We start from the raw sequence: 14396 nt of genomic DNA on the forward strand, positions 1-14396 counted from the left end.
GCCTTTTTATTTTAACAGGTAACAATCAAAATAAATTTACTATTACCTTTCTATCTTTCAACAACTTTTCATATAGTTAATTGCCAAACTTTAAATTGGCTACATAACAAAAATTTCAGCTAGGTTTTTACATCACGCGAATGTGGTTTATTTTAAGCTTCCATTACTAACCGAAGTTTTTTCATGGCATTTTTTTCTAATTGACGAACACGTTCAGCCGATACACTATATTTATCGGCTAAATCCTGTAAAGTGGTCTTGTTTTCTTCATCAAGCCAACGCGCACGAATGATATCCTGACTGCGCTCATCTAAGGTGGATAATGCCTGCGTTAATTTATCAGTAGCATGGTTTTCCCAATTATCTTCCTCAATGCTAACGGCAAAATCAGAAGATTTATCCTGTAGATATAAAACGGGGGCAATAGTCGTATTTTCACCATGATCATCATCGTCATTCATGTCGAATGCCATGTCTTGTGCAGCCATTCGCGATTCCATCTCACGAACATCCTTGCTGGTTACGCCTAGCTCCTTGGCAACCATATCGACTTCATTTTGATTAAACCAGCCGATACGTTTCTTATTCTTACGCAAATTGAAAAAAAGCTTACGTTGAGCTTTAGTGGTGGCAACTTTAACTATCCGCCAATTACGCAATACATATTCATGAATTTCAGCTTTTATCCAATGAACAGCAAATGAAACTAAACGTACGCCAACTTCAGGATTAAAACGACGCACAGCTTTCATTAGACCGATATTACCTTCTTGGATCAGATCCGCTTGTGGCAATCCATAACCTGAATAATTACGCGCGATATGAATAACAAAACGTAAATGAGAGAGTATAAGCTGTTTAGCCGCATTTAAATCACCATGATAATGCAGCCGTTTTGCACATTCTTGTTCTTCCTCTGCGGTCAGCATCGGATAAGCATTAGCTGATCGCACATAAGCTTCAATGCTACCTTGTGGAATTAATGCTAATGATTGCATATCTTTGGTCATTGATATCCTCTTTGAATTCAATAAACTAAGAGTTAGTTCTAAATAAAAAAGTTTATATTTGAGCAGATTCCATTGCTCAGCGATTAATCTGATATCGAGTAGTTTACCACTGCTTGGTATCGAAGAAAATTGCCTTGATTTAATTACATTGAACTTTTAACTTCGACAAAATGTCAGCATAAAAGTTCAATATTGATCATCCAAATCACTTTTCCTGCTGATAATGATCACTCTGGCGTGAAACGTCTTAAGTGTTGAGCTGTAGCCAGCCAAGCCGCTAACCAGCCAATCATTGCGGCAATCAATATAACTAATAGCACCTCATCCCATAAAAAACCTTGAATATGAAATGTAGTACCAAATACACCCGCTACCTGTGTAACGATACCGGTCAGTTGCCATATCAATAATGCAGAAAGTATTAATGAGAGTAAAGCACCAAAGAATCCCAGTATAATACCACTATTTAAAAAAGGACGCATAATAAAACCATCTGTCGCTCCAATCAATTTCATGACATTAATCGTATCCCTACGGGCAAAAATATTTAGTCTTATACTATTGCCTATCACTAAAAATACCGCCATAACCATTAAAATACCAATCACCATGGCAATTTGTCCAATCAGCCCTGTTAATGCTGCTAAACGGGTAAACCAACTATCATCCATGCGAACATCTTCAATTCCAGCTAATTGACCTACTTTATTACGCAGGTTTATCAATGATTGTGAATTTTGAAAATCAATTTTAGGCGTGATAATGGCTACTGCCGGTAAAGGATTTTCTTCCAACAGGTCTAACGCTGGGCCGAATCCTGACCAATTGTAAAACTCAATCATGGCTTCTTCCCGCGACAGGTAATTAACACTCTTAACACCATCTAATTGCTTAAGCTCAGCGACTGTCTGTTCAGCGCCTTTTTCATCTAATGATTTATCCAAATAAAGGGTTAATTGGGGTGCGGGATACCATTGTTGCACGGCTTGTGAAACATTTTTCCAAACAATATAACAAAGACTGGGCAACGTTATCGAAATAGCAATAACAGCCACCGTCAAAAGCGTGGCTAAAGGCTGGCGTAACATATCAGCTAATGTATTTAACCAAGCATAGCTCCATTGCTCTCGCCACCCTCCTTTCAATGCCTTGGCTTTGCCTATTTTATGGATAGGTTTTTTAACCATTTTGACCTCCTACCATTCTTCCCTCGCTTAATGTCAAAATAGAATAATGACGACGCTCAATAAGCTCAAGATCATGAGTGGCTACCAAAACTGTTACCCCAACTCGATTGAATTCTTCAAACAATCGCATAATGCCTTCAGATAATTCATCATCCAAATTACCCGTTGGCTCATCTGCTAGCAATACACTAGGCTTATTAACAATTGCGCGAGCTATACCTACCCGCTGCTGTTCCCCACCTGATAATTGGATTGGATAACTTTTCGCTCTATTAAGTAAACCCACCTTATCTAAAGCGGCAGAAACCCGACGACGAATATCCTCAGAGCTGGCACCGGCAATAATCAGCGGCATTGAGACATTGTCATATACGTTTCTATCAAACAACAAATGATGATCTTGAAAGATCATACCTATCTGCCGACGTAAAAAAGGGACTTCCCGTTTTTTTAAGCGACTAATGTGATGACCACCAAACCAAATATGGCCAGTACTGGGGCGTTCAATACCGCAAATTAACTTTAATAAGGTACTTTTCCCCGCCCCGAATGGCCGGTAAGAAATGCCATTTCTCCAGGATGAATATGAAAATCAACGCCCTGAAGTGCTTGCTTGCCACCACGATAAGCTTTACTAACATGTTCAAAGCGAATCATTGATATTAATCCTCTCGGACAAAAAGCGCCTCGATGAAATCATTAGCTACAAATGGCCGGAGATCATCAATGCCTTCACCAATCCCAATATAGCGAATCGGGATCTTAAACTGATCGGCAATAGCAAAAATCACGCCACCTTTAGCTGTACCATCAAGTTTAGTTAAAATAATGCCAGTTAACCCCACTGCCTCATGAAAAATTTTAGCCTGATTAATTGCATTTTGACCAGTACTCGCATCTAATGTTAGCATCACTTCATGAGGCGCTTGTTGATCAAGTTTTTGCATAACTCTGACAATTTTTTTCAACTCTTCCATCAAATGTGCTTTATTTTGCAATCGTCCGGCAGTATCAGCAATCAATATGTCGACTCCCTTCGCTTTCGCCGACTGAATGGCATCAAAAATAACTGAAGCAGGATCTGCGCCAGTATGCTGAGCAACAACCGGGATATTGTTACGCTCTCCCCAAACTTGCAATTGTTCAACCGCCGCTGCCCTAAATGTATCGCCAGCCGCTAGCATTACTGATTTACCTTCTGCCTGATATTGGTGGGCTAACTTACCAATTGTTGTGGTTTTACCGACCCCATTAACCCCAACCATCAATATTACATAAGGTAGCTTATTTTCTATAACCAATGGCTTATCAACATCAAATAAGATATTGGCCATCTCTTCGCGCAATTTGCTATAAAGCATCGCAGCATCATTCAACTCTTTACGATTAGCATGGGTAGTTAGGCTATCTATAATCTTTCGTGTTGTTTCTAGCCCCACATCAGCAACTAAAAGTTGTTCTTCTAGCTCATCAAATAGCTCATCATCAATTTTTTTACCACGAAAAAAACTAACAAAACCGACCCCCATATTCTGCCGCGTTTTTAATAAACCTTGTCTTAACCGCGCAAAGAAATTCTCTTTTGTCGGTTTTTTTGGCTGTTGTATCGGCGGTACTTTTTTCTGTTCATCTATGTCTTGCAAAGTGGTTATCTGCTGACTAGGTGTAACAATTTTTGCGGCTTTCATGTCTGCTGTTTGGCATTGATCGTTTTTTTCTTCCGCTACTTGAGGTTGCCCCTTTTCTACTTTTGCAAACTGCTGTGATGTTGCTATTACATCCGTCACCTCTTCAGAGCTGTCTTCTACTTTCGGTTCGGATTGTTGCTCTGTCTCTCTTTCTTGCACTTCATTTTCAGATCCTAAACCTAGCCAGGAAAAAAAACTTTTTTTTCTCTTTTTAGCCATCTGCCATTACACTCCTAGCGGTAAAAATATGGTGTTACCAATGTAAATAATAAAAATAGGATGGCAGTGTATCACTTGATTTGATTGCAACACATATCTGACACCCATTTCATGTTAAATTAGCGATAATTTTTATGTTGTACATGCTGTCGATAAACATTGGTATTATTATCACCTATATTAACAAACTGTAATGACTAAACTATGTAAATTATGGCAAGAAAAATACAATCTGCATCACGTGGCCAAATTCGTATCATTGGCGGGAAATGGCGAGGGCGTAAACTACCTGTTTTTTATAGTGAGGGCTTACGCCCCACAACAGATAGGATCAGAGAAACTTTATTTAATTGGTTAATGCCTGTTATTCAGGAGGCTCGCTGCCTTGATTGTTTTGCTGGTAGTGGCGCTTTAGCTATTGAAGCACTTTCTCGCTATGCCGCTTCAGCTACCTTAATTGAATTAGAGCGCTCCGTCGCAACACAACTTGTGGCCAATCTAGCTAAATTAGAGGCAAAAAATGTACAAGTGATTAATAGCGATACATTGAACTATCTGGCACAGAACGGCACAGCCTATGATGTCATTTTTCTTGATCCGCCTTTTCGTAAAGATCTATTGCAACAAACAGCCTTGCTATTAGAACAAAATGGTTGGTTAAGCGAAAATTGTTGGATCTATGTTGAGGCAGAAGCAGAAGCTAATTTAGCCTTGTTACCTAAAAATTGGCAGCTTCATCGTAAAAAAGTTGCTGGGCAAGTCGCTTACTGTCTTTATATTCGTAATCAATAATCAGTTGGAAAATATCATGTTAATAAATGCTGGAAAATTATTAATGGTTTTTGTTTGGGGATTCATGATGTTTAATTTAATTCATCCGTTTCCAAAACCATTAAAATATTTTATAGATGTAGCAATGATATTTATGATTTTTATGCATGCCATGCAAGCCATTTTTTTGCATACCGCTTTTGCTAAAACAGAAAAACATCCTCGATGGCTGCAAATAAAAATCTTTCTATTCGGCGTTTTTGAACTTTTAGCCTGGCAGAAAAGTCAAAAAACTGACTAACTATAAAAAAATAAATCGCAAGTAATTACAAGGGCAATGCATTATTGGCTGATAAATTTAGCTATTTTGCATTGGCTTTGCCTTCAAAGCGAACAAATCTTGTTCCCTGCATATAAAGCGTACCTCTATCCCCTTTTTTAATCGCATTATATTCCTTCTCCTTTTTTACACGAGTTTCGCGCAGGCATATAAAATTCCAGAAATGGCTTAAAAGCAATGGTTAATTTGCAAGTTACTAAAACGTATAAATTTGTTTAAATTACAATAAGTTGTTTTTAATTTATAAGATTTTGTCTATTTATATATTATGCTGAATTAAACTTAAAAATAGAGCGTTTTTTTATTGGTGCGAAACTCGTGGATTGTTAACCATAACAAACAACTGAACAAGTTAGACATCTCAGAAGAAGGAACCTTAATACACTTACGAGGCTACGGTTGGGTGACTGTTTTCAAATTTACAGCCAAAAACGGCCGTATTAATTACATACACGAGTTTCGCACCAATAAAAAAACGCTCTATTTTTAAGTTTAATTCAGCATAATATATAAATAGACAAAATCTTATAAATTAAAAACAACTTATTGTAATTTAAACAAATTTATACGTTTTAGTAACTTGCAAATTAACCATTGCTTTTAAGCCATTTCTGGAATTTTATATGCCTGTGCGAAACTCGTGACATAGTAACAAACAAAGACAATCCCACCCGTCAATACGTCAAATCTATCATGGATGCCCATTGGTCTGTTGAAGTTTATCATCGAGAAGTTAAACAAAATTGTGGTATTGAACGCTGCCAGGCTCGCACGAGCCGAGCGCAAAGAAATCATATTTTTCTCGCTATTTCTGCGTGGTTTGAACAACATAAACGTCGTATATCTGAAAAAATAACCCTTTATCAACAAAATTGGGACGTAATCAAAAATGCTATTACTGAGCACATCCGTGTTTTATTAGCGTACCCAAATTAGTTTTGTGCGAAACTCGTGTTTAGCTGAAAAATGGTTATTAATCCAACTTATAAGTAAAGCGAACGTACAATGAAAAATTGACCAATAAAATAGCAAGCGGTAATTGTTGCTTTAGAAGCTTTAAATGGATAACGAAAGTTGGCGATAAGCCAAATACTGTTGGCAATAAAAAGTAAAAATGCACCTATCATAATGGAAAAATTATGTTCTCTTGCTAGACCGAAATATTGTTCACCCGCTATCCAAGCCATAATGAATGACATTGTTAGTAGAAAAATGGCAGGTGCGCGTAGTGAACCAAGAGGTGCCCAGATTATAATTAATACCATGACACTAAGGATTAGTAGGATAGTCAGTAATGGCAAGTAGAAAGTGAAATTCATCTGCATAGCAAAACTGATGGTATAAAGTAGGTAGCTTAGAGACAGCAAGAAAATAGTGGGCAATAAGCGTTCCTTGGAAAGCATTTGCCAGCTGTCAGCAATTAGCATCACCAACAGACCCGCCATGATCAGATAGCCGGCAGCATCAGTAAAATCGGCACTCCTGGCCCAAAATACTAACAATAATAGCGTAACTGGGCGAAACAGCCAGCATTGCCATTGTGGACCGCGATAGGCAGCATCAATATAGAGCCAACCAGAAAATAACACAGCAAGAAATGGCCAACTGATCATGGTTTCCCCACTAACTAAGAAGGTTAATTAGAAATTATTGATCCTATTAGAGGATAGACAATAATAGTTACTAAATATATGAATAATGAAAGCTTGGGAAAATATTGTGAATAAATCGGTTATATTCCTTATTACTATTATTAGCATTATTATGCTAGCGACGAAACGTTTTTTTGATCAACGTCGACAAGATGTCATTAATGATAATTCTCCGATTATCAGTTATCAAGTTGAGGTCATTGAATAAGAAAGATTATCCCACGAGTTTCGCACCAATAAAAAAACGCTCTATTTTTAAGTTTAATTCAGCATAATATATAAATAGACAAAATCTTATAAATTGAAAGCAACTTATTGTAATTTAAACAAATTTATACGTTTTAGTAACTTGCAAATTAGCCATTGCTTTTAAGCCATTTCTGGAATTTTATATGCCTGTGCGAAACTCGTGTGCTCTACTCTTTAACCAGATTGTTAGAGTATTTTAACGAAATATGCGCATTCAACTATTTGAATAGCAAAACTTTCACTTTATTTCTTATCCCGAACTCAGGTTATTTATGATAAAGATTCTGATGGAAAAACAAAAAACACGCACTTTTCCGAAATGCTCGCTTTTGCTAAAAAAAGAGGGATCATACCAGAAGCGGTAGTGATGGATGCCTGGTATTCTAGCCTGGATAATCTGAAATCAATTCGCTCTCATGGTTGGGTTTGGATAACTACGCTGAGGAAAAACAGGATTGTTAACCATATAGCTAGGCGACTTAATTTTGATTACAAGGTGTGTTATGAGTTATACAATTGATTTTCGACGTAAAGTAATATCTGTAAGGAAAGCCGAAGGTTTAACAATTCGAGAAACTGCGAAACAATTCCGTATTGGAAAAGCGTCTTTAGTACGTTGGCTTAAACGACCAGAGCCAAAAAATTCAACGCCACGTAAGAGGAAGCTCGATAAAAATGCTTTAGCAAAAGATGTGGAACAGTATCCAGATGCTTACCAAAAGGAACGGGCAGAGCGATTCGGTGTTTGTAAAAAGACTATTTGGCAATCCCTTAAAAAGCTGGGATTAACCTATAAAAAAAACTCTATTCCATCCAAAAACCAACGAAAGCGACAGGCTGGCACATCAGCAAAAAAGACAACAGTATGAAAAAAAAGATAAATCTGTTGTTTTTATTGATGAAAGTGGTTTTTCACATGACACTCCACGAACTCACGGCTATTCCCCAAAAGGTCACCGTTGTTTTGGCCTGAAAAACTGGGGTGCTAAGGGAAGAACAAATGTTATTGGCGCTTTATTGGGAACAACCCTTTTTGCTATCGGATTATTTGATTGCAATATTAACCGTGATGTTTTTTATGTTTGGATCACAAAAATATTGCTCCCAGAACTTCCTGAAAATTCTGTTATTTTTATGGACAACGCTAGCTTTCACAAAGGTAAGAATATTGAACAGGCAATTATAAACGCAGGACACCAGATAGAATATTTGCCTGTGTATTCACCAGATTTAAATCCTATAGAACATAAATGGTCTCAAGCTAAACGTAAAAAGATGGAAACAGGATGCACTATCGATGACCTGTTTTTAATACATATGCTGTAATCAAAATTAAGTCGCCTAGCTATAACCATAACAAACAACTGAACAAGTTAGACATCTCAGAAGAAGGAACCTTAATACACTTACGAGGCTACGGTTGGGTGACTGTTTTCAAATTTACAGCCAAAAACGGCCGTATTGATTACAGAGTAACAAACAAAGACAATCCCACCCGTCAATACGTCAAATCTATCATGGATGCCCGTTGGTCTGTTGAAGTTTATCATCGAGAAGTTAAACAAAATTGTGGTATTGAACGCTGTCAGGCTCGCACGAGCCGAGCGCAAAGAAATCATATTTTTCTCGCTATTTCTGCGTGGTTTGAACAACATAAACGTCGTATATCTGAAAAAATAACCCTTTATCAACAAAATTGGGACGTAATCAAAAATGCTATTACTGAGCACATCCGTGTTTTATTAGCGTACCCAAATTAGTTTTGTGCGAAACTCGTGATAGATAAAAACAGATTTATTAGATAAACAATTAACTAACTCTTTTATTAATAAATTAACTAGTAGAACTCATTTTACTAATAGAGAAAGTAGCAATATCCCTTTCTATCATTGTTAATCAATATAAAGGGATACAACATTATAATATTTAAAGATATTTATTTTGTAATTAAATAATTTTTTTATTTATTAACAATATGATTAATGAATATCGTTAATGTTAAAATCCCTGCAACAATACTTAGCGATATAGCGGTTGGAATATAAAAAATATCCATTAATAACATTTTTATGCCAATGAAAATTAAGATAATAGATAGCCCATACTTTAGCATAGAGAACTTTTCAGCAATACCTGATAAAACAAAATACATCGCTCGCAAGCCTAAAATCGCAAATAGATTTGAAGTCAATACAATAAAAGGATCCGTGGTTACTGCAAAAATAGCAGGAATGCTATCCACGGCGAAAATAATGTCACTAATCTCAACTAAAATTAATACCATAATCAACGGAGTAGCGAATAAAATACCTTGTTGACGAATAAAAAAACGCTCACCATGTAAAGTATTTGTCATGCGTAAATGAGAACCGACCCATTTTACTAGTGGTTTTTTATCAATCGATTGATCATTTTCTTTAACAAAGAACATTTTTATACCAGTAAATAATAGAAAAATGCCAAAGAGATACAAAACCCAGTGAAACTGAGAGACTAGCCAACTACCTGTAAAGATCATGATAGTACGCAATACTATCGCACCCAAGATACCATAGATAAGAACTCGGCGCTGTAAATTGACTGGGATTGAAAAATAATTAAATAGCATTAACCAAACAAATACATTATCAACAGCTAACGCTTTTTCCAGTAAATAACCGGTTAAAAAAGCCATTGTTTGGCGGTTAGCAATCGTTAGGCTAGTTGTCTGTTTAAAATAAAACCATAAACCTAGGGCAAACAATAATGCCAAACTAATCCAAATAAAACTCCATACAACAGCCTGTCTTACTGTTATTTCTCTTCCCGGATGCTTACCCTGTAAAGAAATATCAATAAGTAACATAATCGCAATAACAACAGTAAAGATTGCCCATAATACGGGAGTACCAACAGAATGCATTTTAGCTCCTAGAAACGAAAAACGGCTGATTCCTGCAGAAGGCTCAGCCGCTATAATCCATTTTAGTCTTCATAGGTTTCTATTCCACTAATTTAAATTATAAGTAAACCTTGCCCACTGGCAAGGTTTACTTACAACACAAAAGCTACTTTGATATCCACCTGTGATGCCCGATTACTGGGCACATAACACCGTAATGACGATAGACCGGCTAAAGAAGTTACTCCCCTTTGCTAGCTATTAAAATAAAAGATCTGCTAGCGAAACACAAGATATAGGTAAATGTACTTCATGAATTGTAAAAAAATAAAATATTAAACAGAGAGTCAATTTCAACGAAAAATTTGCTATTTAGTTATTTATGATTTTGTTAGAGTATTACACTAATCTAAATATATTATGCTTATATCTGAATTTAATATTTAGGCTCATACTACAACCCTTTTAACTAGATTCACATTATCTCTAACACGAGTTTCGCACAGACATATAAAGTTCTAAAAATAGCTAAAATAATGTTTTATCCGCAAGATACTAAATAATATAAAATATATATTTATTTCAATAAGTTATATTTGAATTAGCAATTTTTGCGAATTATATATTATGTTGAATTGAACTTATAAATAACTTGTTTATTTGTCGGTGCGAAACTCGTGTCTAATAAGGGATAATAGGTAATAACTGCCAATTAGGTTTAAAGATCACGGTATTTAGGAAACACTTGATGGAATTAGTTAAAGAGTTTTTTTGCACTCTGGCATCAAGATTACAATATGCTAATGAATCCTTCATTTAGTATGGGCTATCGACATTATATTATTTATAATATTATTTTTGGAAAATGGAATATTACCTGCCGCTTTTTTACCCGGTGACAGTTTACTTATTCTAGTAGGCGTCCTAATAGCTAAAGGCACTATCAATTATCCATTGACAGTTATTATCTTAACCGCAGGCACCAGTTTGGGTTGCTGGGTAGGCTATCTTCAGGGTAAATGGCTAGAAAATAATAAAATTGTGCAAAGCTGGCTTTCTCATTTACCTGAACATTATCACCAACGTGCTTATGGCCTGTTTCATCGCCATGGCTTGGCAGCGCTGCTTATTGGCCGCTTTTTTGCTTTTATCAGGACCATCCTACCTACCATCGCCGGCCTATCCGGTTTACCTGATAAACGCTTCCAGTTTTTTAATTGGCTTAGTGGATTACTTTGGGTATTGATTTTAACCACTATTGGTTATGTATTCGGTAAAAGCCCACTCTTTCAATCAATACTAGGAACGCCAAATCATGAGTATTTTGATGCTGATCCCGGTTGTTTTGCTTTTTATTGGCACAATAGGCAGTATAGCCGTAGTACTAAAGAAAAAATTTAAGCGCCGTAATCCCTAAATCCAACCTAACTTAATGCTGTTGCCTACTTTCCTGGTAACAGCATAGCTTTCGGTCAAACCGTTTATCAAATTTTCATACCAGTATAATTATTTTTATATTTCAATATAACAAATTTTAAATTACCTTAAATGAGATATAGATTGATTTTATTGGTTCTTTTACTATTCTCAAAGAATAAGAGTGATAAAAATTAACATTATTTATTGAGAGAGGTTAACGTTATGAAAAATACCGAAAACCTGCGTACAGAATTAAAATCATTAGCGGATTCTTTGGAAGAAGTTTTGCACAATACAGAAAATAAATCCAAAGCAGAAATTGACAAAATTCGCCGTAAAGCAGAAAAAGCGTTAGATGATTCTCGCCAAAAACTGAGTGATGTAGGCGGTAAAATTATTCATCAAACTAAGGAAGTTGCCGGCCGTGCTGATGATTATGTACATGAAAATCCATGGACAGGTGTTGGTGTTGGTGCCGTTGTCGGGCTTATATTAGGCATTTTACTGGCTAAACGTTAATATGCGAGAAAATCAACATCCAGATGGACCGGCTAAAGGCTTGCTAAGCACCTTACAACGAATAGGTTCTATTCTTATTAATATGGTTGAGACAAGGCTGCAACTTGTTGCAGTCGAACTCGAACAAGAAAAGCAGACCTTTGTCCAACTGATTTTATTAGCCGGCACCACATTACTATTGATCGCATTTGGCCTTATGAGTTTGCTGGTATTAATTTTTCTCATGGTTGATCCAGCCTATCGTATACAAGTCGTTGCGATTACAACCGCTGTTTTACTTATCCTAGCGTTATTAGGTACTTGCTGGACATTAAAAATAGCCCATAGCAAGACTCTATTAGCCGCAACCCGTGAACAATTAAAACAGGATATCAAACAGTTAAAACAGAATGAAGATGAAACTGAGTAAACGTAAACAACTGGTATTAAAAAAGCAGCAATTGTTGACTAATATTCAACAGCAACGTAATGCGTTATCAGCTACGTCTGAACATTGGTTAACAATTACTGCATCTTATGATCGTACCTGGCAAAAAATGTTAGTTTTCAAACCACTGCTCATTGCTAGTTTTTCATTAATTGCACTCTATAATATCCGTCATCCTAAAAAACTTTATCGACTCAGTCGACGAGCTATCGGTGTTTGGGGGATAGCAAAAACTATACAAACATTTATAGCCAAAAAAGCGTAATCCATTTACGAATTGATAATAACAATTCACTCCTTTTAGACAAAAAACTATTCTCGATTAATTCATTCAATTTTTTTGCATAATAGACACGAGTTTCGCACAAGAATATAAAATTCCAGAAATGGCTTAAAAGCAATGGTTAATTTGCAAGTTACTAAAACGTATAAATTTGTTTAAATTACAATAAGTTGCTTTTAATTTATAAGATTTTGTCTATTTATATATTATGCTGAATTAAACTTAAAAATAGAGCGTTTTTTTATTGGTGCGAAACTCGTGATAGATTAAAATAGTTGCTGAATAGAGACTTGCATTTTTTGTCACGCTATAGACAATAAAAAGAGGTTTAACTTAGAAAATAACGGTTTGAAATGATCAACAAAGAGCGGTTGTTACGAGATAATCGTTTATGTAAAGCAATCATTGGATTATCAGTCGAAGAATTGAAAAATTTAGCCGCTGAATTTTCAGCTTGTTATTTGATTTATCGGAAAAAGAATCGAAAAGATCACGAGCGGCAGATGGGTGCAGGGCAGAAAGGATTTATCCCAACCCCATTAGATAAACTGCTTTTTATTTTATTGTATTTAAAATGTTATCCGACCTATGATTTGCAAGGACTTCTTTTTGGTTTAGATAGAACACGGGTATGTCGCTGGGTAAAAATATTATTGCCGGTTTTAGAGATGACCTTGGGGCGAGAATGTGTTTTGCCCGCTCGTCAAATTCGCTCTGCTGAGGAATTTTTTCGCGCCTTTCCTGGAGTTAAAGACGTCTTTATTGATGGGACAGAGCGACCTGTCCAAAAGCCTAAGAATCTGCGTCGGCGAAAAAAATGTATTCGGGAAAGAAAAGACAGACCACTCGAAAAGGGCTTATTATGACTGACGAAACGAGGAAAATTGGATTTATCCCCATGATCAAAAATGGGCGCCGTCACGATAAACGCTTACTCGATAAAGTCGATATAATTCGCCATATTCCCCCTGAGGTAACCATCTGGGCCGATACCGGTTTTCAAGGTATAGATAAACAGCATCCTAATACACAAATCCCAAAAAAAGGAACTCGAAAAAGACCTTTATCGCCTGAACAAAAACAAGAAAATAAAATAATCTCGGGCATCCGTATTACGGTTGAACACGCCATCGCGGGTATCAAGCGCCTAGGTTGTATGACCCAAATTTTACGGAATCGTAGACCCTTTATTGATGATACCTTTTTACTCCTTAGTGCCGGTCTTTGGAATTTCCATCTCAGAACAGCCTAAAATTTACTTCAATCACCGAAATACCCTTATTTCACTATTAAGCAACACGCTTAGTATCTGTCAGGTTAAATTTGATTTAAATCTTTTTCTCTCCAAAGTTGTTTTCCCTCGTATAAAGTTGCCAATCGTTGATAGCGAGATAAAGTTGATAATCGTGATGCTCAACTTTACCACAATACTGACTGCCTCTGTCCGTCAGTATACGTAAAATCGGTAATCCATGCTGAGTGTAAAAAGGCAGAACCTTGTCATTTAATAAATCTGCCGCCGTTATCCCGCTTTTCGTTGCGTAAAGCTTACAATGAACGATTTACTGTAAGTATCAATGTAAGTCTGTTGATAAACACGACCAACGCCTTTTAAATGACCGGCATAAAAAGTGTCCTGTGACCCCAAATAACCCTGATGTGCTGTTTCAATCTCACCATTGGCCTCATCATCCTGTGCTTTTTTTTTCGAGTGCGCTGATTTGTGATTCTGACAGGATATAGCTAGGCGA

Annotated in this window: 15 protein-coding genes and 6 pseudogenes; 14 read left to right on the forward strand and 7 right to left on the reverse strand. The window is 36.4% G+C overall.

From position 1 onward, the window contains the following. Positions 1-152: 152 nt before the first annotated feature. The 4 genes and pseudogenes from rpoH to ftsY all read right to left on the reverse strand — a co-directional run bounded on the left by rpoH (position 153) and on the right by ftsY (position 4104). Positions 153-1010 (reverse strand): RNA polymerase sigma factor RpoH, encoded by an 858-nt coding sequence (rpoH, locus tag AYJ55_RS03175; RefSeq protein ID WP_063654225.1) that lies wholly within the window; start codon positions 1008-1010, stop codon positions 153-155. A 227-nt stretch (positions 1011-1237) separates the two neighbouring features. Beyond that, a complete protein-coding gene (ftsX, locus tag AYJ55_RS03180; protein ID WP_063654227.1) occupies positions 1238-2197 on the reverse strand; it encodes a permease-like cell division protein FtsX in 960 nt (319 codons plus the stop codon). Then, positions 2190-2854, reverse strand: a pseudogene (ftsE, locus tag AYJ55_RS03185) (cell division ATP-binding protein FtsE). The gene ftsX and the pseudogene ftsE overlap by 8 nt, the downstream one beginning before the upstream one ends. A gap of 5 nt (positions 2855-2859) precedes the next feature. After that, on the reverse strand, positions 2860-4104 hold the full coding sequence (ftsY, locus tag AYJ55_RS03190; protein WP_063654229.1) for a signal recognition particle-docking protein FtsY: 1245 nt from the start codon (positions 4102-4104) through the stop codon (positions 2860-2862). A 213-nt stretch (positions 4105-4317) separates the two neighbouring features. Between ftsY and rsmD the strand changes: the two genes are divergently transcribed. The 4 genes and pseudogenes from rsmD to AYJ55_RS03205 form a co-directional block, all read left to right on the forward strand. After that, positions 4318-4896 carry a 16S rRNA (guanine(966)-N(2))-methyltransferase gene (gene rsmD / locus AYJ55_RS03195; RefSeq protein WP_063654230.1) on the forward strand — a complete coding sequence of 193 codons (579 nt, stop codon included), beginning with the start codon at positions 4318-4320 and terminating at the stop codon, positions 4894-4896. Positions 4897-4912: 16 nt separating this feature from the next. Beyond that, complete coding sequence (locus tag AYJ55_RS03200; RefSeq protein ID WP_063654231.1) at positions 4913-5176, forward strand: DUF1145 family protein; 264 nt, start codon at positions 4913-4915, stop codon at positions 5174-5176. A gap of 346 nt (positions 5177-5522) precedes the next feature. After that, on the forward strand, positions 5523-5705 hold the full coding sequence (locus AYJ55_RS24765; protein WP_074167889.1) for a hypothetical protein: 183 nt from the start codon (positions 5523-5525) through the stop codon (positions 5703-5705). A gap of 155 nt (positions 5706-5860) precedes the next feature. Then, a pseudogene (locus AYJ55_RS03205) lies at positions 5861-6151 on the forward strand (transposase); the annotation flags it as partial. 47 nt (positions 6152-6198) lie between these two features. On the opposite strand, the gene AYJ55_RS03210 reads toward AYJ55_RS03205, so the two are convergent. Beyond that, positions 6199-6828, reverse strand: coding sequence for a lysoplasmalogenase (locus AYJ55_RS03210; RefSeq protein WP_063654233.1), 630 nt, complete (start codon positions 6826-6828; stop codon positions 6199-6201). A gap of 556 nt (positions 6829-7384) precedes the next feature. Here AYJ55_RS03210 and AYJ55_RS03215 point away from each other — a divergent pair. The 4 genes and pseudogenes from AYJ55_RS03215 to AYJ55_RS24775 form a co-directional block, all read left to right on the forward strand. Beyond that, a pseudogene (locus AYJ55_RS03215) lies at positions 7385-7582 on the forward strand (IS701 family transposase); the annotation flags it as partial. A 37-nt stretch (positions 7583-7619) separates the two neighbouring features. After that, positions 7620-7985, forward strand: a complete 366-nt coding sequence (locus AYJ55_RS03220) for an IS630 transposase-related protein (RefSeq protein ID WP_063653415.1) — start codon at positions 7620-7622, stop codon at positions 7983-7985. Beyond that, the gene (locus AYJ55_RS03225; protein ID WP_063653499.1) at positions 7954-8442 is read left to right on the forward strand and encodes an IS630 family transposase; all 489 of its coding nucleotides are present in this window, start codon (positions 7954-7956) and stop codon (positions 8440-8442) included. Before AYJ55_RS03220 ends, AYJ55_RS03225 begins: the two co-directional genes overlap by 32 nt. Positions 8443-8450: 8 nt before the next feature. After that, positions 8451-8876 (forward strand): annotated as a pseudogene (locus AYJ55_RS24775) (transposase); the annotation flags it as partial. 200 nt (positions 8877-9076) lie between these two features. Here AYJ55_RS24775 and AYJ55_RS03235 read toward each other — a convergent pair. Continuing rightward, positions 9077-10018, reverse strand: a complete 942-nt coding sequence (locus AYJ55_RS03235) for a TerC family protein (RefSeq protein WP_063654236.1) — start codon at positions 10016-10018, stop codon at positions 9077-9079. Between the two features lie 727 nt (positions 10019-10745). Between AYJ55_RS03235 and AYJ55_RS03240 the strand changes: the two are divergent. The 6 genes and pseudogenes from AYJ55_RS03240 to AYJ55_RS27915 all read left to right on the forward strand — a co-directional run bounded on the left by AYJ55_RS03240 (position 10746) and on the right by AYJ55_RS27915 (position 13897). Beyond that, positions 10746-11414: pseudogene (locus AYJ55_RS03240) on the forward strand (DedA family protein). A 224-nt stretch (positions 11415-11638) separates the two neighbouring features. Beyond that, entirely contained in the window at positions 11639-11935 is a 297-nt protein-coding gene (locus AYJ55_RS03245; RefSeq protein WP_063654238.1) for an ElaB/YgaM/YqjD family protein, read from the forward strand. Between the two features lies 1 nt (position 11936). Continuing rightward, a complete protein-coding gene (locus tag AYJ55_RS03250) occupies positions 11937-12344 on the forward strand; it encodes a phage holin family protein (RefSeq protein ID WP_032115697.1) in 408 nt (135 codons plus the stop codon). Then, positions 12331-12627, forward strand: coding sequence for a YqjK-like family protein (locus AYJ55_RS03255; protein WP_032115696.1), 297 nt, complete (start codon positions 12331-12333; stop codon positions 12625-12627). Before AYJ55_RS03250 ends, AYJ55_RS03255 begins: the two co-directional genes overlap by 14 nt. A gap of 371 nt (positions 12628-12998) precedes the next feature. Beyond that, the gene (locus tag AYJ55_RS27910) at positions 12999-13511 is read left to right on the forward strand and encodes a helix-turn-helix domain-containing protein (RefSeq protein WP_063653633.1); all 513 of its coding nucleotides are present in this window, start codon (positions 12999-13001) and stop codon (positions 13509-13511) included. Further along, positions 13463-13897, forward strand: a complete 435-nt coding sequence (locus tag AYJ55_RS27915) for a transposase family protein (protein WP_063653775.1) — start codon at positions 13463-13465, stop codon at positions 13895-13897. Before AYJ55_RS27910 ends, AYJ55_RS27915 begins: the two co-directional genes overlap by 49 nt. 124 nt (positions 13898-14021) lie before the next feature. Here the strand turns inward: AYJ55_RS27915 and AYJ55_RS24785 are convergent. Continuing rightward, a pseudogene (locus tag AYJ55_RS24785) lies at positions 14022-14375 on the reverse strand (IS481 family transposase); the annotation flags it as partial. Positions 14376-14396: the final 21 nt, after the last annotated feature.

It is taken from the genome of Candidatus Arsenophonus triatominarum, assembly GCF_001640365.1.
Taxonomy (GTDB): Bacteria; Pseudomonadota; Gammaproteobacteria; order Enterobacterales; family Enterobacteriaceae; genus Arsenophonus; species Arsenophonus triatominarum.